The sequence below is a fragment of the Costertonia aggregata genome (genome assembly GCF_013402795.1).
GTDB lineage: Bacteria > Bacteroidota > Bacteroidia > Flavobacteriales > Flavobacteriaceae > Costertonia > Costertonia aggregata.
This window is the reverse complement of record NZ_CP058595.1, coordinates 3,027,879-3,047,759: the sequence shown is the minus strand read 5'-3', so window position 1 is coordinate 3,047,759 and position 19,881 is coordinate 3,027,879. Positions and strand designations below refer to the sequence as shown.

The following is a 19,881-nucleotide window of genomic DNA, read 5'->3' as shown; positions in this document are numbered from 1 at the left end:
AAACCTACTTAATGCTAAAAAGCTCCCTCTATAAAAGGGAGCTTTTTTATTTGGCTCTACGTTATGTATTTTATTTACTCTTTTTTTGTGCTTCTGCTTGCTCCATCATCTCCCGCATCTTACGTTGAAACTTGTTTTCCTTTTTAGGTTTTTGTTTGTTCTCTTGTATTTTAGCATGAATCTTATCATTATCTATAATAAAATTCTTGATGACCAACATGATGCCTATGGTAATCAAGTTGGATACAAAATAATACAAACTCAATCCACTTGCATAATTATTAAAGAATATGAGCATGATAAGTGGCGATAGGTACATGATAAACTTCATATTGGGCATGCCTGGTTGTGAAGGCATATTTTGTCCCGTGGTCATCATCATATAAAAGAATATGGCGACCGAGGCAAGTATCGGAAATAAGCTGATGTGATCACCATAAAAAGGGATATTGAACGGAAGCTCCGCAACCACATCGTAAGAAGATAAATCCTCAGCCCATAAAAATGGTTTTTGTCGCAATGCGAAGGAGGTCGGAAAAAACATGAAAAGCGCATAGAATATGGGCATCTGTAATACGGCAGGGAGACAACCACTCATTGGGCTTACTCCTGCCTTATTGTACAGCTTCATGGTTTCTTGCTGCTTTTTCATCGCATTGTCCTTATACTTCTCACCCAATTCTGTAATTTCTGGCTTTAGAACCTTCATTTTCGCTTGGGATAAGTACGATTTATAAGTAACCGGTGACATTAGTAAGCGTACCAGTATGGTCATAACAACAATTGCAATACCGTAAGGTAAAAAGGAGCTTAAAAAGGTATAGGCCGGTGTGAACACGTACCTATTGATCCATCCGAATATTCCCCAACCAAAGGGAATGGAATCTGCCAGTCCCAGTTCTTTGTACTCATCCAAAACGGCAACATCCGTTGGGCCGTAGTACCAGTGCATGTTCTGGACCAATTCGCCGCCGTTTAAGATAAGGGGCATTTTGGAATAGTATTCCTTGGTAAATTTTGTACCCTTATCCTCGTCTTCGACAAGGTTTTTAGAAATTAATTCAGCCTTTTCAAAAGGTGTTTTTGATGCTAAAATAGAACTAAAAAAATGTTGGCGATACGATAGCCATTTGACGTTTTCCTCAATTTCATCGTCATCACTACCTTCGGACAATTTGCTTATTTTATCATCCTCATATTTGTATGTAAGCCGTGTATACCTATTCTCGTATTGTACGCTTTTGTTGTGGCGAATACCTTTGAGTTTCCATTCTAAGCTTATCGGCTGATTAGCGTTTAGGACACCGTTCAAACCCTGGGAACGAATCGTGAAATCAACCAAATAATCATTTGGTCTCATTTCATAACGATACTCCAAAAACTGGTTGGGAGAAATCTTGGCTTTCATTGAAAGCACTTGATTATTACCGTTGTTGCTCACGGCTGGTTCAAAAAACAAATCCTTTGAACCTAACACGCGATTATCATTTGTAGAAAATCGAAGATCAAAAGAGGCATTGCCATCTTTCACCAAATACACGGGAACCGAGTCATAGGTGACGAACTTTTTCATTTTTGCCTCTACTATCTGCCCGCCTTTATTGCTTATCTCCAAGTATACCAAATCGTTTTCAAGAACCGTGTTACCCTCGGACGGTACGGTAAAACCAAAAGCACCGATCGTGCTTTTGTAGTTGGCCACCGCCGTGGAATCCTGCAAGTTGATTACAGGCGTTGCGACTTCTTCTTTTTGTGTAGATTCAGATGCTTTGGCAGCCTCGGCATCTATTTGTTCCTGTTTGGCTTTTTGCGCTTCAATCTCTTCCGGTGTAGGTTGGTTTTGATAAAACATAAATATCAGTATACCAAAAATGAGTACAAAACCGATAATAGAGTTAATATCAAGCTTCTTTTCTTCCATCTAAATAAACTATAGTTTGGTTTTAAGTCAGCAAATATATGCCCAATTGTGCACTTTATGCCAAACTGGCATTGGATTGTTGTTTTTTATGCGTTAGTGCAGCCTTGACAAAGCCCACGAAAAGAGGATGTGGATCGGCCACGGTACTTTTGTATTCAGGATGGTATTGCACACCAATGAACCAGGGGTGCGAAGGCAATTCTACGATCTCGACAAGTCCGGTTTTGGTATTGGTGCCAGATGCCGATAGACCTTTCGATTCCAATCTTTCCCTGTATTCGTTATTGAACTCGTACCTATGGCGATGCCTTTCGGATATAGCGGTTTTGCCATTGTACACTTTTTGGGCAAGGCTATTTTCCCGTAGTTCGCAGTCCCATGCTCCAAGCCGCATGGTACCCCCTTTGTTGGTAATGGTTTTTTGCTCTTCCATTAGGTTTATTACAGGATCTACACTGTTACCGTTCATCTCGGTTGAATTCGCATCGGTCAGCCCCAATACATTTCTGGCATATTCAATGACCGCCATCTGCATACCCAAACAGATTCCCAAAAAAGGAATCCCATTTTGCCTAGCATATTGCACTGCTTTTATTTTACCTTCCACACCACGCTCCCCAAAACCTGGAGCAACCAAAATACCATCCAAACCCTTCATTTTTTCATCAAAGTTTGCCTGGGTTATATACTCGGAATGAATAGATCGTACGTTTACCTTTACTTCATTTGCGGCACCCGCGTGAATAAAAGATTCTAAAATTGATTTGTACGAATCCTGAAGCTCAACATACTTTCCCACGAGACCAATGGTCACTTCATTTTTTGGATTCTTGTGTCTGTTCAAGAACTCTTTCCATTGTGTTAGATCTGGTGTGTTTTCATCGGAAAGCAGCAATTTTTTCAATACCACGCTATCCAAACCTTCTTGCTGCATCAAAATGGGCACGTCATATATTGTAGACGCATCAATGGACTGAATTACGGCTTCACGCTTAACATTGCAAAACAATGCCAATTTATCCTTTATCTCGGTTGAGATTTGATGCTCTGTCCTACAGACCAATATGTCTGCCTTGATACCACTTTCCATTAAGGTTTTAACGGAATGTTGCGTAGGTTTTGTTTTCAACTCACCGGCCGCGGATAGGTAGGGAACCAAAGTCAGGTGAATGACTATCCCGTTATTATCACCCAGTTCCCAAAGTAACTGTCGCACCGCCTCAATGTAAGGTAAGGATTCAATATCGCCAACAGTTCCCCCAATTTCGGTAATTACAATATCGTAATCACCGCTTTTCCCCAATAATTGAACACGTTCCTTTATCTCATTGGTGATATGCGGTACAACCTGTACCGTTTTACCCAAAAACTCACCTCTACGCTCTTTTTCGATAACACTTTGGTATATTCTACCCGTAGTCACGTTATTGGCCTGTGAGGTAGCTACGTTCAAAAAGCGTTCGTAATGGCCCAAATCCAAATCGGTTTCCGCGCCATCATCGGTCACGTAACATTCCCCATGCTCATAAGGGTTTAAAGTACCTGGATCCACATTTATGTAGGGATCTAATTTTTGAATGGTTGTTTTATACCCTCTGGCCTGAAGTAATTTGGCCAAAGATGCTGCAATAATGCCTTTGCCAAGAGATGAAGTAACGCCCCCCGTAACGAATATATATTTTGTCTGTGACATGATAAGATTTCTTTGTTACGGGACACAAAGATACAAATTGCTGCAAGAATCAAGGGACTGTAGTGTATAAATTACAATGAATTTAAAATGCAAGCTTATAGATTATATAAAATTCACTTAAAGGCATCCATGCTGAAATTATATAATATTGCTTAATCGACCAAAGGCACTTAATTACCGATTAAAAACATCTAAAACCAATAAAGCCTCGTATATTATCAAAATTGAACACTACAACCCAGGTACAAATGAAAATTACCAAATTTTTAACCCTATTACTTTTTACAGTTTTAATACTAGCATCTTGCGCTGACAACAGTGACGTTTTTAATGAAATTTTTAGCGAGCAATCTTCAGACGATGAAGGTACTGACGATACCGATACCGACAACGACGGAGTTTCGGATGATGACGAAACAGCTGATGGTACGGACCCCAACAAACCTGATACCGATGGAGATGGCGTTATTGACGGTACGGAAAAATCCGATTCTACAAACCCCTTGGATATTTGCTCTTTTGTACTGGAAAGCCAAACTTTGGATAGTAGCCAAGAATGGAAAGACGGGGATTGTGATTCTGATGGGGTTACGAACAAAGATGAAGTAGATGCTGAATCTGACACCTTAAAAGCAGATACCGATGGAGATGGTGTAAACGATGGGGACGAAGTAAGGGACGAAACCGATGCCTTGGACAATTGTTCTTTACTTTTGGAAAGTCAAAACCTTACACCAGATAGCACATGGAATAGTGCGGATTGTGATTCTGACGGTATTACAAATGCTGTAGAAATACAGGATGGCACAGATATTTTTCAAGAAGATTCCGATAGTGACGGCGCTAACGACGGTCAAGAAAAGTCCGATGGTACCGATCCACTCAAACCCGATACCGATGGAGATGGTGTTACTGATGGTAAAGAAAATACAGACACCACCGATCCAAATGATTTTTGTTCCCTATTTATCAATAGCCAAACTCTAGAAAGTAGTACGGAATGGAAAAATGCCGATTGTGATTCAGATGGCATCAGTAATATAGATGAAATTAATAACGGTACTGATCCCTTAACCCCCGAACAAGGTGAAGTATCAGCCATAGTTGGCATTTGGTCCCTGACCGATGCCACGATATCAAACGGGCAAGCTTCGACCTTGTTCGAAGGGCAGACCGTTTCTTTTGCCTACAGCTCAACTTCGGAAAATGAAAACGCCAGCGTAACGTTTACCGAAAACCCAAATGAGCTAACGGGTATGGGAGAATACACCAATGTTATCAATTTCTCCTTGTTCGGGAACGATTATTCAGACGTAACCGTGGTTCCAAGTCCATTAAACAATGGGAACTGGCAAATAATCAATGATGATGATGAATTGCTTGTTAGCGGAGATGAAAATTCAAATGGCTCCTATCGTATAATTGAACTGACCGATACCTCTATGGTTTTAGAGAAAGATATTGACCAACCAATTTTTGCAGGTGGTGTAAATCTTGATGTAACGGGAACGTTAACCCTAACTTTTAGTAGATAATAGCAAAAAGCCCCGTGTAAAAGGTCAAGGTCGGCGTACTACGCCGACCTTGACCTTTTTAATCTATCTTACAGCGGGATAATCTTTTTGAATCTTATGGATCAGGGGCTCCAATCCATTTATCTTTATTTCATACATTGTTTGAAGCATAGTGCCCAACTTTCCTTGTGGGAAGCCTTTATTTTTAAACCAGACCAAATAGGGCTCGGGCAAGTTTACCAGATAACTGCCTTTGAATTTACCAAATGGCATTTTGTAATGTGCCAATTCTATAAGTTTTTCTTTGTTGGGCTGTATCTCCACTTTATAAATCTATAAATTATATCTTTAGATTTCTCAAAATACACCACAAATGAAAAGAAGAAAGTTTATCACGACCACTGCAACGGTTTCGGCAGGGCTATTGGCATGTAAAGCGGAAGGCAACACAAAAAAAGAACTGAGCAAAAAATTTCAGTTAAAAAATAACATAAAACACAGCGTTTGCCAATGGTGTTTTGGGGACATACCTTTAGAAGATTTTTTGAAAACGCTTAATAGTTTGGGTATTAGGGCGATAGATTTGATAGGGCCCGAAGGTTGGCCTTTACTTAAGAAATATGACATACATTGTTCTATGTGCAATGGTGCCGAAATAACCCTTACCGAGGGTTGGAACGACCCAAAATACCATCAAACTCTCGTAAAAAGCTATTCCGAAATGATACCTAAAGTAGCAAAGGCAGGTTATACCAACCTCATTTGTTTTAGTGGTAACCGAAGAGGGATGAACGACCAAGTAGGGATGCAAAATTGTGTTGACGGGCTCAAAAAAATAATGCCCATGGCAGAAAAGCACGGTGTCGTAATTCAAATGGAACTCTTCAACCAAATCGACCATGCCGATTATATGTGCGACACCTCTGCTTGGGGCATAGAACTGTGCCAAAAACTAGGTTCGGACAACTTTAAATTGTTGTTTGACATATACCATATGCAGATACAGGAAGGTGACATCATACGCTCCATACAAAACAACCATGAATATTTTGGACATTACCACACCGCTGGCGTTCCGGGAAGACATGAAATTGACGAGACCCAAGAACTTAATTATCCTGCGATCATTAAAGCAATTATCGCTACCGGTTTTGAAGGATATCTAGCACAGGAATTTATACCAACTTGGGACGACAAAATAGAAGCGTTGAAACATGGGTTTTTGACTTGTGATGTTTAATACTGTTCTTGTCTTTGCAACGCTTCGGCTATTCTTTTGTTCCATAGCAATTGATTCTCGGTATTTCTAGAAAAATTGGTGTCATCATCATACATGTTTTGAAAATCCTTCAGTTCTTTCAATATACGCCGATAAATACCCCTCACCTCTGACTTTACATTCTCGGTGAATTTGGTCCGGGACATTTCTTTCCGCATTTTACGGGCAAAAAGTTCTGAAATATCAAAATGTAGTTGCTCATGGCTTAAAATGATATCGTTGGCCAAATTGGGTTGATACCAAGATTTATAGGGGTAAAAAAACGTACTTATTTCATATTCTACCAATACCTCGGCACCTTTATGCGTTGAGGAAAACTCGTAGGTAATACCACTGGCCGTGGTCGCTGCAGCCCTGGCGTTCTTTGGTGGGGCTGCTTTAAAATCCTTCCAACTCAACCTTTTTTTTGAATTCCATAAAACCTCCTTCTCTTGGGAAAAACCAAAAAAGGTCCATATTAAAAAAATAAAAAAGAACCTGGTTTTCAAAGTTCCCAATTATAGGATATTGTTTTTTCAATATCTGGATGCAAGCTGTAGTGTACCGGACAAGTATTTGCTGTATTTTCCAGTATTTTTCTATGCTTTGGGGAAATGTCCGAAGGTAGGGTGAATTTTATTTCTATTTTTGAAATTCGCCTTGGGTCAGATGCCATATGCTTGGTAACCTCGGCAACCGAATCTTTTAAATCTACCTCTAGACTATTTGCTTTTATACCCATAACGGTCAACATACAACTGGCCAATCCTGTTGCAACGGTATCAGTAGGTGAAAAAGCTTCGCCCAGACCGCTATTGTCAATTGGGGCATCGGTAATAAACTCGTTACCCGAACGCAGATGTGTACAAGTTGTTCTCAGGCTTCCGGTATAAGTGACTTTTGATGTCATATAGCTTATAGTTTTACTTCTTTGATACGCATGGCATCGTACATCATTATATAGGATGCCGTATTAAAAAAGCCAGATGAATAATCTTTTGCGTAATTGAATTTGTTTCCCGTATACTCGGTTAGCCCAACAATTTTGGAAGCTTGGTATAAGTTGTTCTTATAGGCCAGTTTCAGTAATAAATCAAAGGTCATATCAAATCCCCTGGTGGCATATTTGTCCGGGTCGCTACCAAATTTGTTCCTATACGCCCTTTTAAATGAATCGTTCACTGTTTCTTTATAAACCGACGGATATGTAAACTGTAGGTTTGATAAGTGTGATAATGAAATGACCTCGTTGTCAAATGCTTTGTTTTTGTCGGTCGTGAACAGACGTATTTTGGTGTCATCCGTATTGTTTGAATTTAATATGGATATAACACTGGATACCATTTTAAAGTTATCGGTTTCCAAAAACACCCAATTTTCTTTGTTTTTAGTGAGAAGGGCCGTGAACCTGTTAATGTTCATCGAAATATTTTTTTCATCCTGTTTAATGGCTATGGTCTTTGCATCGGGATACTTGCCCATAATGGCTTCTTGAGCAGGTTTGTGCTTATCGTCGGAAACAATTATAATGTTCTGGTCTACCCTAGTACTATCTATATAGGAAAATAGTCTTTCACGAAGTTTAACATCGGTAGGGATAGAAAAATAAACGTTTTTTAAACTAATATCGCTATCGGAAGTGATCGGTGCCATGACCGGGACTTCAAACGAAGCGGCCTGTACCGCAACTTCTTTCAAGGATTCCGCATCCAAAGGGCCGACAATGGCACTAACGTCATTTAATCTTTCTTTACGTAATATTTCCCTGGTTTTATTGATGTCCAATTGATTGTCATAGGTTTTAACATCAACGGAAATGCCCAGTTTGCTGATAGAATCCAAAGCTACCATAGCACCTGTATAAAGACCTAAACTCAGCTTGACGTCATTTCTACGCTGAATTATTTTTCTTGCCCCGGATTTACTGTTCACATCTATTTTATCCAAACGAAAGGGAAGCATGAAAATTAACTTTGGACGGTTAACCGTATTGATACTGTCCAATAGATTGATTTTATCAAGAACAAGGGAATTTTTCACTTCAAAATCCCCCACTTTATCTTTTGGGAGCTTAAGAATCATGCCAGCTTTTAATCCCTGTGCCAAGTCGGGGTTCAAATCGGTAAGTTCTGCCCAGGTCATACCGAATTTGCGGGTCAACCTAAATTCATTTTGCTTGGGCTTTACCTCGTAAAAAATATAATTGTCCGTATTGATTTCCCCTACATCCACTTTCTTTTTGGGAATGCGAATTACCATACCCTCTTCAAGACCTCCCCTTTGGGTTATCTCTGGGTTTAGGCGTACTATCTCATCGGCCTTTACACCAAACTCCTGTTCCAATCTATAAAAATTCTGTTTTGGGGGTACGGTGTAGGATGTGTAGAGCTGCACATCTTGTTGTTTTATCGAAGCTCCTTTCATTTTGGGCATCAACAGTTCTTGACCTTCGGCCAAATATGTTGTGTTTTTGGGTAGTTGGGGATTGAGGGTCACCAAACTATCTATGGTAATGCCGTATTTGTGTGCGATACTCCAACGGGTCTCTTTCGGAGCCACTACGTATTTTTCATAATCATTGGGGTCTAGAATAGCATCGCCCTCTCCAGCCCCCTTATATTTGGGTATACGCAAAATCATCTTTTTTCTGAGCTGGCTTGCGTAGAGTTCTTTATTGTATTTTTTAAGCTCATCCTGTGTTACGTTGTAACGTTTTGCTATACCGTACAGCGTTTCTCTTTTCCTGACCTTGTGCGAGGTAAAACCAATGGGTTTTCTTTTTACCAACGAGTCTTGCTGTATACTTTTCAAAAGGGCTGCCACATCTGGTGCACCGGCAGATGATGCATTTGTTGGGTTTTCCCTTTTCAGGGGAATAACCAAAATAGTATTCGGTTTTAAGGTTTCATCAGCTTTTACCTCTTTGTTATAGGATAAAATCTCGGCAATGCCAAGATTGTATTTTTTAGCGATTCCCTGTATAGTTTCCCCTTTTTTTACCGGATGTGTGGCAAACTCCTGAGCGTTGGCACCAAAGCCTAAGAACAGCATAAATAATCCGGAAAAAAGACACTTCAAAATTGTATTGTTCATATTATTCCCATTCAATGGTTGCCGGTGGTTTGGAACTTATATCGTACACTACCCTATTTACACCTGGCACTTTGTTTATGATATCATTTGATGTTTTTTGCAAAAATTCATAGGGTAGATTTACCCAGTCTGCCGTCATACCGTCGGTACTTTCAACGGCACGTAAAGCTACACATTTTTCATAAGTGCGCTCGTCGCCCATTACACCTACACTATTTACGGGCAAGAGCATAGCTCCAGCCTGCCAAACCTTATCGTAAAGCCCCCAATCGCGTAAACCCTGTATAAAAATATGGTCGACTTCCTGTAGGATATTCACTTTTTCCGGAGTAATATCCCCTAAAATTCTTATGGCCAACCCCGGTCCTGGAAAAGGATGCCTACCCAAGCGTTCATCACCAACATTCATACTAGCCCCTACTCTACGCACTTCATCTTTAAATAACATTTTTAAGGGTTCCACTACCTTTAATTTCATAAAATCCGGTAGGCCACCCACATTATGATGACTTTTGATGGTCGCCGATGGGCCACCGGTTGCCGAGACCGACTCTATGACATCCGGATAAATTGTGCCCTGGGCCAACCATTTGGCGTTTTCTACCCTATGTGCTTCATCATCAAAAACTTCAATAAAAACACGCCCTATAATCTTTCGCTTTTTTTCGGGGTCGCTTTCTCCTGCCAAAGCATCCAAAAAACGTGCCGAAGCATCAACACCTCTTACGTTGAGCCCCATACCCTCGTACTTTTTCAAAACATCAACAAACTCGTTTTTTCGCAAAAGACCGTTATTTACGAAAATACAGTGTAGATGTTTGCCGATCGCTTTGTGGAGCAAAACGGCAGCAACGGTAGAATCAACCCCTCCGGACAAGCCCAAGATTACTTTATCGTTACCGATTTTCTCCTTCAGTGCTGAAACTGTAGTCTCTACGAAAGCGTCGGGCGTCCAAGTTTGTTCAACCCCTGATATATGAACTAAAAAATTCTCCAATAATTGTTTACCATCTGTAGAATGATACACTTCTGGGTGAAATTGTATTCCGTAGGTCTCTTCTCCATTAAACTTAAAAGCCGCATTTTCAACGTCGTGTGTACTGGCCAAAAGCGTGGTATTTTCCGGTAGTTTTTTTATGGTATCCGCATGGCTCATCCAAACTTGGCTCCCCGAGCCAATATTTTTTAGAAATGGACTTTCTTTTACTGTGGATAAATTCGCCCTACCATACTCCCTCGTATTGGACTTCTCTACATTACCGCCATTGAAATGGGCGAGATATTGTGCCCCATAGCAAACACCAAGTAACGGTTTTTTCCCTTTTATTCGAGAAAGGTCCGTATGAGGGGCATCTTCTGCACGCACCGAGAACGGTGAGCCCGAAAGTATAACCGCCTTGTAACTCGAAAGGTCTTGCGGTAATTTGTTAAAAGGCTTTATTTCACAGAAAATATTCAGTTCCCGAACCCGTCTGGCGATGAGCTGTGTATACTGAGAACCAAAATCTAGAATAAGGACGTTGTTTTGCATGGGCAAAAATAGCAAATTGAAAATTTTCAGAAAGTAATCTTTCGGGATATTTGTGATAGGTTTTTAACAAAAAAAATACTTATTACCACTGATTCAAAACAGCTTCGGAAATAACTTTCAGCCTTATTATCGACTCTACCGCTATTACGGGTAAAAAAATGTACCTTTAAGGAAACCAAACCTATATGAAAACTAAACTTGTATGCTGGTTTTTGTTCGTTTGTGTCATATCTCCCCTGCTCTGTGCCCAGCAAAATCAGAAACTGGATAGTCTTCGCAAAATTCTTGACACACATAAATCAGATACAGTAAGAGTTATTACACTCGGCAACATTTTTCATGAAACCATTTACAATAACCCAAAAATGGCTTTTTCTTCTGCCGATGAAGAACTTAAGCTTTCAAAAAAACTAGATTTCAAAAAGGGCCTGGCAGATGCTAACTTCCATAAAGGAGTGTATTTTTATAATTATGGCAAACCTGATTCTTCTTTTTATCATTTAAAAAAAGCCGAAAGCCTTTATAAATCATTGAATGATTTCAGAGGAGAAAACAGTGTGATTTACATGATGGCCATAAATCAAAGTGGTTTGGGCAATCTTGATGAAGCATTGAAAATACTTGAAAAATACATTGCTAACTACAAAACAAAAGTCAAAGATTCATCGTCCCTATTCCAAATTGGGAAAGCTTATTCCCTACGTGGAGATTGGCAAATGCAAAAAGGCAATTTTAAAATGGCACTCAATGATGTCTTAAAAGGGCTACGAATCATCGAAAAATTTAATGATCCCATCCGAAAAGCAGATGCCTTATCTGTTCTTTCTTCAATTGAACGCGCTCAGAAAAATTTTTCCAAGGCCTTGGAATATGATCTGGAAGCGCTTCAAATTTATAGAGATAAAAACGATAAATTCTATGAAGCCGCAACTTTAAATGATCTAGGTTTAATATATGGAGGTTTAAAACAAAAAGATTCAGCAATAAGCTCATTAGAGCAAAGTTTGGCCATTTTTCAAAAGCTAAATGAACCTGCATCCTCTGGTATTGCTTTAATGGCAATTGCAGGTTTGTATATTCAAAAAGGTGATTATAACTCATCGCTAGTAAATTTAGAAGAGAGTATTAGCCTTTTAACCTCAGTTGGTGATAAAGCAAAGCTTTCACAAGCGCTACTACTTAAAGGTATCACTAAAAACAAAATGAATAAACCAAAGCAAGGGCTTGCCCATATAAATCAAGCGCTTGATTTGGCCGACAGCGTCAGCGTTCTTGGTCTAATTTCCTCAGGATATCAAGAAAGATCGGCGATTCATTCCAAATTGGGAAATTATGAAACGGCTCTAAAAGATCATAAACAATTCGTCATCTTTAAGGATAGCATGTTTAACATCACAAAATCCAAACAAATAGAGGAGTTACGTGCTATTCACGATACTGAAAAAAAAGAACAAAAAATTGCCCTACAGGACAAAGAGATTATGGTATTGGAACAAAAAGCGTCTATTAGTAACCTTCAGAAATTATTATTGGGCATTGGTCTTTTGCTATCATTAATCGGTTTTTATGCCATTCGCCAAAAAATGAAACGCAACAAACTCGAAAAAGAAAAAGTTGATGCTGAACTGGACTTTAAAAAGAAAGAATTGACTACGCATGCCTTGAACCTTGCCCGTAAAAATGAAACCCTTGAAAACCTTAAGTCCAAAGCGCAAGAACTAAAAGAAAAAGAGAATACAACAATCGGATACAATCAATTGATACAATCAATCAATTTTGACCTTCAAGATGATAATAATTGGAAAAACTTTTCCCGCTATTTCGAGGAAGTCCATAAAGACTTTAATAGCACCGTAAAGGCAAAATACCCTCAGATAACTTCAAATGAACTTCGTTTATTGGCCCTTTTAAAGATGAATTTGTCCTCCAAAGAGATTGCCAATATCTTAAATATTTCTTCAGAGGGAATTAAGAAAGCACGATATCGGCTTCGTAAAAAACTTAATATCACTACAGAAGACTCTTTACAAGATTTAGTGTTATCCCTTTAAGTATTGGCGCTCTCGAAGCTGTCCACCCCTTGTCCCATATTTATTTTTAAGGTGTCCACCTCTTGTCCACCTTCATTTTTTCATTACTCAAAATCAAGGCTTTAGGTTTGTGGTGTCATTAATTGACAACCGTTTTGTGGTCTTGCTCGGCCAAGGGCTGCAGACTGTTACCGGGCAGGTCACACAAAACGAAAAAAGAAGTTCAACCACAAAACAAAACGATTATGACAACTTCAAAATTCACCTTATTATTTGTATCCATTACAGGTCTTCTGCTTTTTTCTTCCTGCAGCAAGGATGATGAAACAATGTCTTGTGAAGCTAAAAACACCGGTACTCTAATTATCGAAAATTCGAGATTTACGGGTATCCTCAAAATATTCTTTGACCAAGAACCAAGGTCGGGCAACATTCCCGGCGATTTGAACATTAGGCCTGGAGAAAGTGCGAACAGTGATATATTGGCCGGGCAAAGAATCATTTATGCTCTTTTGGATACTTCCACCTGTGGTGAGGGGACCTGCATTGTTAGAAACCAAACACTACCTGAGCGAACGATTGACCTAATGACTTGTCAAGAATTCAATATTGCCTACTAGAATTTTTCACTTTTTAAATCCAATTGTATGAAAACTTATATCAAAATACTCAGTAGTTTTTTAATAACGATCCTGCTTTTGATCCCAGTGGGATGTAGTAAGGAGGATGTCTCGGACATTACCGAACCCCTTAGTGGGAAAAAGGCCGAAAATTTTAATGCCTTAATGGCTAGCCTACCCTCGTTCAATCAACCCGAGGAGGTAAGTGAGCCAGATATTCTGGATGAGGACCCTCCAGCACGGGACGATGAAGAACCTTCTTTGGAATGTTTTACAACCTACTACAAGCATGCTCCCGGTTTTAATGACATGCTGGCTTTGGACCCTTCGACCGATGTGATTTTCCCTGGGGCTATTCTAAAGGGAGAGTCAATCCCAACAGGCGAATACATTCCTATTGTTGCCGATCGGGCGGCAATAACCCTTTCGGCCTCACTGACCAATATTAATGGCAGTCCTGTTGTTAAAGTCACAGACCCCAAATTATCCACTGTTCGAGAAGAAGTAAAATCTATATTGGATCAGGAAGTCACAGGAGCGACCCCAGCGAGAATCAATTTTGAAATTTCTGAGGTATATACCAAGGAACAGTTAAATCTGGCCATTGGAGCGAATTATAGATCTGCAGCGGCAAAGGTATCGGCCTCTTTTAATTTTACCAATTCAACGTATAGGTACAAATATGTTTTGAAGTACTTTCAAGTATACTATACCATTGACATGGACCCTCCTCAAAATCCCAGTGATCTGTTTACGGATACACCAGATTTGAATGCCTTGGGAAGTACCAGTCCAGTATATGTAGCCACGGTCACCTATGGACGGATGATCATCTACACGATAGAATCGAATTCAACAAAAACAGAAATCGACGCGGCGTTCAGTGCCTCATTTGCCTCAGGCGACGGAAGCATAGATGCCGAATACCAAAAGACGATTGATGAATCAAGCGTTAAAGCCTTGGTCATTGGCGGCTCTGGTAGTGACGCGGCCCAAGTGGTCAATGGCCCTAAGGATGTTTATAATTATATAACAGAAGGGGGTAACTATTCTAAAGAATCACCCGGGGCTCCTTTGTCCTATAAATTGCGTTACTTAAAACAAGGGACACCCATAGCAAGGGTTGTTTTGGCTTCGGAATATGCCGTTCGCGAATGTGATGTGGCATATCCGGTCTATAACGTTACCTTGATCAGCCTTAGTTGCGATGGGTGCGAAGACGATGGAAATCCTCGCGCAGAATTGTATGGTATTATCAGTGGACAAATGTACCAGGCCAGAACCGTAGTGAACTCTACGACATTTTGGAGGTACAAAAGGGACAATACCTTTAAGTTGGGAAAGGGTGCTACGAAAAATGTGGGCAAAAGCGCTAGAACCGAATTCTACAGACCCGATTATGCAAATGACTATATTCGGGTATATGGCGACATGATGGAAGCTGATCTGGGCTGCCCTTTCGATTGTGACGATGACTTTGGCAGTGCTTCCCGAAATGTTTATTTGCACGAAATAAAATTAGGCGAACCTCCCTTGTACATAAATATAAGCTTTAGTGGACTGGTGGACGCAAAATTTCGTTTTGAACGGGTACAATAGCTTATTGATTTTTAGTTTGAAAAAACAAAAAGCCCCGGGGAGTCCCTCCGGGGCTTTTGCTTTCTAAATACTTCTTTTGCAGGAAGTTTGGTTTAATTCCTTATTTTTAGAAGGCCAATCAACTGCTATGAAACACTATATAATCCTTTCTTTTCTATGTTTATTCTTTATCCAATCAATACAAGCCCAAGAACTACAAGAAAAGATTGACAGTATTTTAAAAATTATCAATACAACATCGGTAGACACCATAAAAGCTAGAAGATATCTAGAACTCTCTGACCTGACGATGTACAATGACCAAAAAAGGACACTAGAATACATTGAAAAAGCCAATGCTATTTATCGAACATCACCAAATAAAAAAGGAATTGCCAAACTCTTTACTCAAAAGGCCAACTACTTTTACCGTCTTGGGAAAATTGATTCTGCACGGATTAATTTGGTGAGTTCCGTCAATACCTCTTTAAAAACCGGAGACACCTTACGGGCCGCTATAGCTAGGCATAATGTCGGTATTCTGGATAACTATCAGGGTAATTTGGAAAGTGCCTCCCAGATTATGGACGAAAACATACAAGTCTTTCAAAAATATGATGACAGTTTACATTTGGCCAATGCTTATTTGATTAAAGGAAGTATTGCTCTTAGCAGCGGTTTCAATAAAATTGGTCTTATAGAGTCCTATAACGGTCTAAAAATTCATAGAAGGCTAAAGGACGACTTAAGAGTTGGAGAAGGACTGTTCCAAATCGGCCTAATTCATCAAAATACATCAGACCATGCAAAAGCCATTGAAATTCTGAAAGAATCCATTTTATACTTCAATAAAGCTGCAAGCGAACAATTAGCTGCGCAGGCCCTTAATTATATCGCGTTTTCACAAATCGAAATGGAGAACTTTAAAGAAGCGGAAACCAATCTGGAAGAATCCTTATCCATATCCAAAAAGCTCGATTATACGGCTAATATTGCCAGAGTATATCAAAACTTGGGGAAACTTGAAATAGGGCGAAAAAACTATAATGAAGCCATAGCGTTTTTAACAAGGGCATATGATATGTGGGTAAAAATAAGTGTTCCAAACAACGAGGCGGAGGTTCTTCTAAATATTGGGAGGTCACATTCGAGAAAAAAAAGGTTCAGAAAATCATTGGACTTTTTTGATAGAAGTATTGAACGGGCCATCTATGCGCAGAACAATGAAACGCTTGAATCAGCGTATTTTGAAAAATCTTTGGCTCTTGAAAAACTTGGTGAATATGAAGCATCCCTTACCTCCTTCAAACAAAACAAGATTATAAACGATTCTATTTTCTCTGTCGGGTATTCCAAAGCAACCCTAGAGTTAAAAACGATATACGATACTGAAAAGAAAGAACAGCAAATTGCCAAGCAAGAGACCGAGATAGAGCTGTTGGAAGAACGGGACAAAGTAAGTTCGCTTCAGAAATGGTTATTGGGTTCGGGCCTAGGGCTGTCCCTCTTGGTTTTCGGGTTTGGTTTTTACGGCATCCGCCAAAAAATGAAGCGCAATAAACTGGAGCGCGAAAAAGTAGCTACCCAATTGGCCTTCAAGAAAAAAGAATTGACCACACAAGCCCTGCACTTGGCCAAAAAGAACGAAACCCTCGAAAACTTAAAACAAAAGGCAAAAGAACTCAAAGAGAAAGAAGCCTCCACCAATGGGTACCAGCAATTGATTACCTCCATTAATTTTGATCTGCAAGACGACAATAATTGGGAAAATTTTGCACGCTATTTTGAGGAAGTCCATAAAGACTTTAACAGTAATGTAGCCAAAAAATATCCCGAAGTTACGCCAAATGAACTTCGCTTGATGGCCTTGTTGAAAATGAACCTTTCTTCTAAAGAAATTGCCAATATTTTGAACATTTCTATCCCGGGAATCAAAAAAGCAAGGCAACGTTTACGAAAAAAAATGAACCTTTCTACGGGTGACTCGTTGGAGAACGCTGTTTTGAGCATCTAATTTCATCCTAGTGAATTCAATGCCTCCGCAATTATTTTGCGGTAAGTATACCATTTGTCTCCCCTCTTTTTTTTATTCCTAAGAGCCTTACCTCTAGGTTTGTGGTGTTGTCAAATACAACAATCGTTTTTTGTGGTTACCTGCTCGGTATAGGGCTGCAGACCTTGTCCGTTCAGGCCACATAAGACATTAGAAAAATTTAACCACAAAAATTAAAGTGATGAAAAATCAAAAACATTTTATTTGGAGTTTAGTATTGTTTTTAGGGCTTCTAATCTATCCTGTTTCTTGCAACAAAGATAACGGAGACACCAGCGAACCACCCGTTGATAATGAGGAAATAGTTGTCTCCGATGGTCAAATAACAGGAGATGACTTTGAAAAGTTTGCAGGCGAATTGGGTATGGTCATTAATGCTAGAAACATTGCCAAAAAGGGCTATATTCCCACTACAGCTGATATTTCTGTTGAAGCTACACTTGGCGACTATTCACAAACGGTCGACATTGACCCCATAACCTTTATGGGTCAAGTGCGTATAAATGTCGAAGAATTGACCGAGGAAGCGTTGAAAGAACTGGAAGATGGGGTTGCTGTCACCATAGCTATTACAGATAGTGATGGCGTGATGATTATTTCCAATACGCTGTCCATCGTTGTTTTCAGATCTAACCCTACACCACAGGAGTTGAATGTTACAGATTTAGAAGAAACTGAAGCTGCTAGCACTATTGCGCTTAAAGAAGATACCTCGTATTATATGCAAAACGTCAACAGTAACGGGCAACCTTTGGCAAGTGCGCTACGGGTGAATAGAAGTACCGGATTTAGCAATATCATGACACGGACTTCGAACCCTACATTTTCGGGTATTGAGCAAGAACCTGATTTCGTCTTCAATTTTGTTCCTTTTCCTGATGAACCGAACACCTATGCCATCAAAATACAATCAGACGGACGGTTTTTCTCTGTGGCCAATGGCCTTAACATTCAGGGGCAAATCGTTGATGCGCCAAGATTATCACTTTTTGACAACTTTGATGATGTACTTGCCAGACCCAATGTTGATAATTACAAATTCATTATCCGAAAGGTTTCCGAAGGGGTCTACAATATTGTTTCAAAAGCTGAGGAAAGAGTCGTACGGGTTAGAAGCGGCATTGGATTTGTTGTGGATGATAACCCTGCATACGATGTGGTTTCAATGCGTATTATTTCAAGCAACTTGGAATGGATCGCAGAAGATATAGGAACTACTTTTCTAGCCCCTGTCCTATCCGCCCCTGGTACCGATTTTGGTGCCAATAGCACCTTGACCAACTGTGGTACGGGAGAACTATCGCAAACCGTAGGAAATGACAAGTCAGTTGAAATTTCCGAGACCGTCAGTTGGGAAGAAAGCACTTCATTGACCACAACGGGTACAGCTAGCGTTTCAATGACCGTGGGTACCGAGTTTGAGGCTGGTTTTTTTGGAGCAAAAGCAAAATATGATGCATCCGTAACTGCTACCGCCTCACTTAGCGTGGGTGTAACGGAAGGATCCAAGGAAATAGAAAGTTTCACAGAGACCGAAAGTGAAACTATATTTTTTCAACGAACCGTTACCGTACCCCCAGGTAGTGCTTCTTTGGTATATGATGTCGCCCAGATATATGACGATACCAAAGTACAATTTGTACAGCGCTTTAGACTACGGGCTACCGAATCAGGTAATCCGCTCTCAGGGGAAGAGTTGCGTTCGCAACTACAGTTCAGTCGTTTCTCCGGTGTAGTTCTTCAAGTTGGTAGCGATTTTATCGATATTACGATAAAAGGAACGCTGACGTTGGGCAAGGTGCTTAGTGCTAAAAGCGAAGTTCAGGATGTAGAAGCTAATTGTGGATAATAATGAGTTGAATTGACCTTATGTGAAAAATAAAAGCCGTGACCCTACATCACGGCTTTTTTCTTAAGTCAAAACCAACCTAAACACATGAACTTATTATTAATTGCTAATTCTTTTTTCACAGCAATTTCCTATATAACAACACAGATTAAAAATACCCTACCACATTTTTGTATTTTTATTAAAAAAAATTGATGACCGATAATTTTTGGGAAGAATTGAATGACGAAATACAAAAAGGAGCCTCTAAAAAAGGGCATCCATTTAGGTATTTTACCTTGGCTACAATAGGTTTGGATAAGGTGGCCCGTTTGCGAACGGTTGTACTTCGCAGGGTCGAAAAACAAACAAAAATTATTTTTTATACCGATGAACGCTCCAAAAAGGTAACCCACATTAAGGAAAACCCCAACGTTAGCTTGCTTTTTTATCATCCTAAAAAACTATTGCAAGTTAAGGTTGAAGGGTTGGCCGCGATTATTTCCAATGAACTGGCCCTTCAAAAATATTGGAGTGGTGTTCAGCCCAGTAGCCGAAAAGATTATACCACTACCAAAGCCCCGGGAAATATTATCAAAAATCCGGATAATGTAGAGTATCTCTCCAACGAAAATCATTTTTGCATGGTTGAAATCGAACCCTTTAAAATTGAATATTTAAAGTTGAAGCGACCCAACCATATCAGAATCAGGTTTTCCAAAGTAGATAATATATGGGAAAGCGATTTTTTGGTGCCATAAG

15 protein-coding genes are annotated in these 19,881 nt (G+C 39.8%); 8 read left to right on the top strand and 7 right to left on the bottom strand.

Going from position 1 to position 19,881, the window contains the following annotated elements; all coding sequences use genetic code 11:
* Nucleotides 1-70: 70 nt before the first annotated feature.
* Together yidC and HYG79_RS13980 are read right to left on the bottom strand one after the other, a co-directional pair.
* A complete protein-coding gene (gene yidC / locus HYG79_RS13985; RefSeq protein ID WP_179242690.1) occupies nucleotides 71-1,921 on the bottom strand; it encodes a membrane protein insertase YidC in 1,851 nt (616 codons plus the stop codon).
* 55 nt (nucleotides 1,922-1,976) lie between these two features.
* On the bottom strand, nucleotides 1,977-3,614 hold the full coding sequence (locus HYG79_RS13980; RefSeq protein WP_179242689.1) for a CTP synthase: 1,638 nt from the start codon (nucleotides 3,612-3,614) through the stop codon (nucleotides 1,977-1,979).
* Nucleotides 3,615-3,862: 248 nt separating this feature from the next.
* Here HYG79_RS13980 and HYG79_RS13975 point away from each other — a divergent pair, with 248 nt between their 5' ends.
* Nucleotides 3,863-5,149, top strand: coding sequence for a hypothetical protein (locus HYG79_RS13975; RefSeq protein ID WP_179242688.1), 1,287 nt, complete (start codon nucleotides 3,863-3,865; stop codon nucleotides 5,147-5,149).
* 63 nt (nucleotides 5,150-5,212) lie between these two features.
* Here the strand turns inward: HYG79_RS13975 and HYG79_RS13970 are convergent, their stop codons facing one another.
* Nucleotides 5,213-5,452 (bottom strand): DUF3820 family protein, encoded by a 240-nt coding sequence (locus HYG79_RS13970; protein WP_179242687.1) that lies wholly within the window; start codon nucleotides 5,450-5,452, stop codon nucleotides 5,213-5,215.
* A 49-nt stretch (nucleotides 5,453-5,501) separates the two neighbouring features.
* Between HYG79_RS13970 and HYG79_RS13965 the strand changes: the two genes are divergently transcribed.
* Complete coding sequence (locus HYG79_RS13965) at nucleotides 5,502-6,368, top strand: hydroxypyruvate isomerase family protein (RefSeq protein ID WP_179242686.1); 867 nt, start codon at nucleotides 5,502-5,504, stop codon at nucleotides 6,366-6,368.
* Here the strand turns inward: HYG79_RS13965 and HYG79_RS13960 are convergent.
* The 4 genes from HYG79_RS13960 to guaA are packed head-to-tail and all read right to left on the bottom strand — an operon-like array spanning nucleotide 6,365 to nucleotide 11,010.
* Nucleotides 6,365-6,895, bottom strand: coding sequence for a DUF922 domain-containing protein (locus tag HYG79_RS13960; RefSeq protein ID WP_228027874.1), 531 nt, complete (start codon nucleotides 6,893-6,895; stop codon nucleotides 6,365-6,367). The two genes, HYG79_RS13965 and HYG79_RS13960, sit on opposite strands and share 4 nt — an antisense overlap.
* Nucleotides 6,892-7,296, bottom strand: coding sequence for an OsmC family protein (locus HYG79_RS13955; RefSeq protein WP_179242684.1), 405 nt, complete (start codon nucleotides 7,294-7,296; stop codon nucleotides 6,892-6,894). The genes HYG79_RS13960 and HYG79_RS13955 overlap by 4 nt, the downstream gene beginning before the upstream one ends.
* A gap of 5 nt (nucleotides 7,297-7,301) precedes the next feature.
* On the bottom strand, nucleotides 7,302-9,479 hold the full coding sequence (locus tag HYG79_RS13950) for a LysM peptidoglycan-binding domain-containing protein (protein ID WP_179242683.1): 2,178 nt from the start codon (nucleotides 9,477-9,479) through the stop codon (nucleotides 7,302-7,304).
* Nucleotide 9,480: 1 nt separating this feature from the next.
* Nucleotides 9,481-11,010, bottom strand: a complete 1,530-nt coding sequence (guaA, locus tag HYG79_RS13945) for a glutamine-hydrolyzing GMP synthase (RefSeq protein ID WP_179242682.1) — start codon at nucleotides 11,008-11,010, stop codon at nucleotides 9,481-9,483.
* A gap of 455 nt (nucleotides 11,011-11,465) precedes the next feature.
* Between guaA and HYG79_RS13940 the strand changes: the two genes are divergently transcribed.
* The 6 genes from HYG79_RS13940 (at nucleotide 11,466) to HYG79_RS13915 (ending at nucleotide 19,880) form a co-directional block, all read left to right on the top strand.
* A complete protein-coding gene (locus HYG79_RS13940) occupies nucleotides 11,466-13,061 on the top strand; it encodes a tetratricopeptide repeat protein (RefSeq protein ID WP_179242681.1) in 1,596 nt (531 codons plus the stop codon).
* Nucleotides 13,062-13,285: 224 nt separating this feature from the next.
* Nucleotides 13,286-13,660, top strand: a complete 375-nt coding sequence (locus HYG79_RS13935) for a hypothetical protein (protein ID WP_179242680.1) — start codon at nucleotides 13,286-13,288, stop codon at nucleotides 13,658-13,660.
* A gap of 27 nt (nucleotides 13,661-13,687) precedes the next feature.
* Nucleotides 13,688-15,259, top strand: coding sequence for a thiol-activated cytolysin family protein (locus HYG79_RS13930; protein WP_179242679.1), 1,572 nt, complete (start codon nucleotides 13,688-13,690; stop codon nucleotides 15,257-15,259).
* A 127-nt stretch (nucleotides 15,260-15,386) separates the two neighbouring features.
* The gene (locus HYG79_RS13925) at nucleotides 15,387-17,252 is read left to right on the top strand and encodes a tetratricopeptide repeat protein (RefSeq protein WP_179242678.1); all 1,866 of its coding nucleotides are present in this window, start codon (nucleotides 15,387-15,389) and stop codon (nucleotides 17,250-17,252) included.
* A 220-nt stretch (nucleotides 17,253-17,472) separates the two neighbouring features.
* Nucleotides 17,473-19,140 carry a hypothetical protein gene (locus HYG79_RS13920; RefSeq protein WP_179242677.1) on the top strand — a complete coding sequence of 556 codons (1,668 nt, stop codon included), beginning with the start codon at nucleotides 17,473-17,475 and terminating at the stop codon, nucleotides 19,138-19,140.
* Nucleotides 19,141-19,334: 194 nt separating this feature from the next.
* On the top strand, nucleotides 19,335-19,880 hold the full coding sequence (locus tag HYG79_RS13915; RefSeq protein ID WP_179242676.1) for a pyridoxamine 5'-phosphate oxidase family protein: 546 nt from the start codon (nucleotides 19,335-19,337) through the stop codon (nucleotides 19,878-19,880).
* Nucleotide 19,881: the final 1 nt, after the last annotated feature.

What these genes read in the sequence shown, in the direction of transcription:
- HYG79_RS13950 (WP_179242683.1), bottom strand. Translation starts at nt 9,479, where the DNA reads ATGAACAATACAATTTTGAAGTGTCTTTTTTCCGGATTATTTATGCTG.
- HYG79_RS13920 (WP_179242677.1), top strand. Translation starts at nt 17,473, where the DNA reads ATGAAAAATCAAAAACATTTTATTTGGAGTTTAGTATTGTTTTTAGGG.
- HYG79_RS13915 (WP_179242676.1), top strand. Translation starts at nt 19,335, where the DNA reads ATGACCGATAATTTTTGGGAAGAATTGAATGACGAAATACAAAAAGGA.
- HYG79_RS13930 (WP_179242679.1), top strand. Translation starts at nt 13,688, where the DNA reads ATGAAAACTTATATCAAAATACTCAGTAGTTTTTTAATAACGATCCTG.
- yidC (WP_179242690.1), bottom strand. Translation starts at nt 1,921, where the DNA reads ATGGAAGAAAAGAAGCTTGATATTAACTCTATTATCGGTTTTGTACTC.
- HYG79_RS13925 (WP_179242678.1), top strand. Translation starts at nt 15,387, where the DNA reads ATGAAACACTATATAATCCTTTCTTTTCTATGTTTATTCTTTATCCAA.
- HYG79_RS13975 (WP_179242688.1), top strand. Translation starts at nt 3,863, where the DNA reads ATGAAAATTACCAAATTTTTAACCCTATTACTTTTTACAGTTTTAATA.
- HYG79_RS13980 (WP_179242689.1), bottom strand. Translation starts at nt 3,614, where the DNA reads ATGTCACAGACAAAATATATATTCGTTACGGGGGGCGTTACTTCATCT.
- HYG79_RS13955 (WP_179242684.1), bottom strand. Translation starts at nt 7,296, where the DNA reads ATGACATCAAAAGTCACTTATACCGGAAGCCTGAGAACAACTTGTACA.
- HYG79_RS13935 (WP_179242680.1), top strand. Translation starts at nt 13,286, where the DNA reads ATGACAACTTCAAAATTCACCTTATTATTTGTATCCATTACAGGTCTT.
- guaA (WP_179242682.1), bottom strand. Translation starts at nt 11,010, where the DNA reads ATGCAAAACAACGTCCTTATTCTAGATTTTGGTTCTCAGTATACACAG.
- HYG79_RS13965 (WP_179242686.1), top strand. Translation starts at nt 5,502, where the DNA reads ATGAAAAGAAGAAAGTTTATCACGACCACTGCAACGGTTTCGGCAGGG.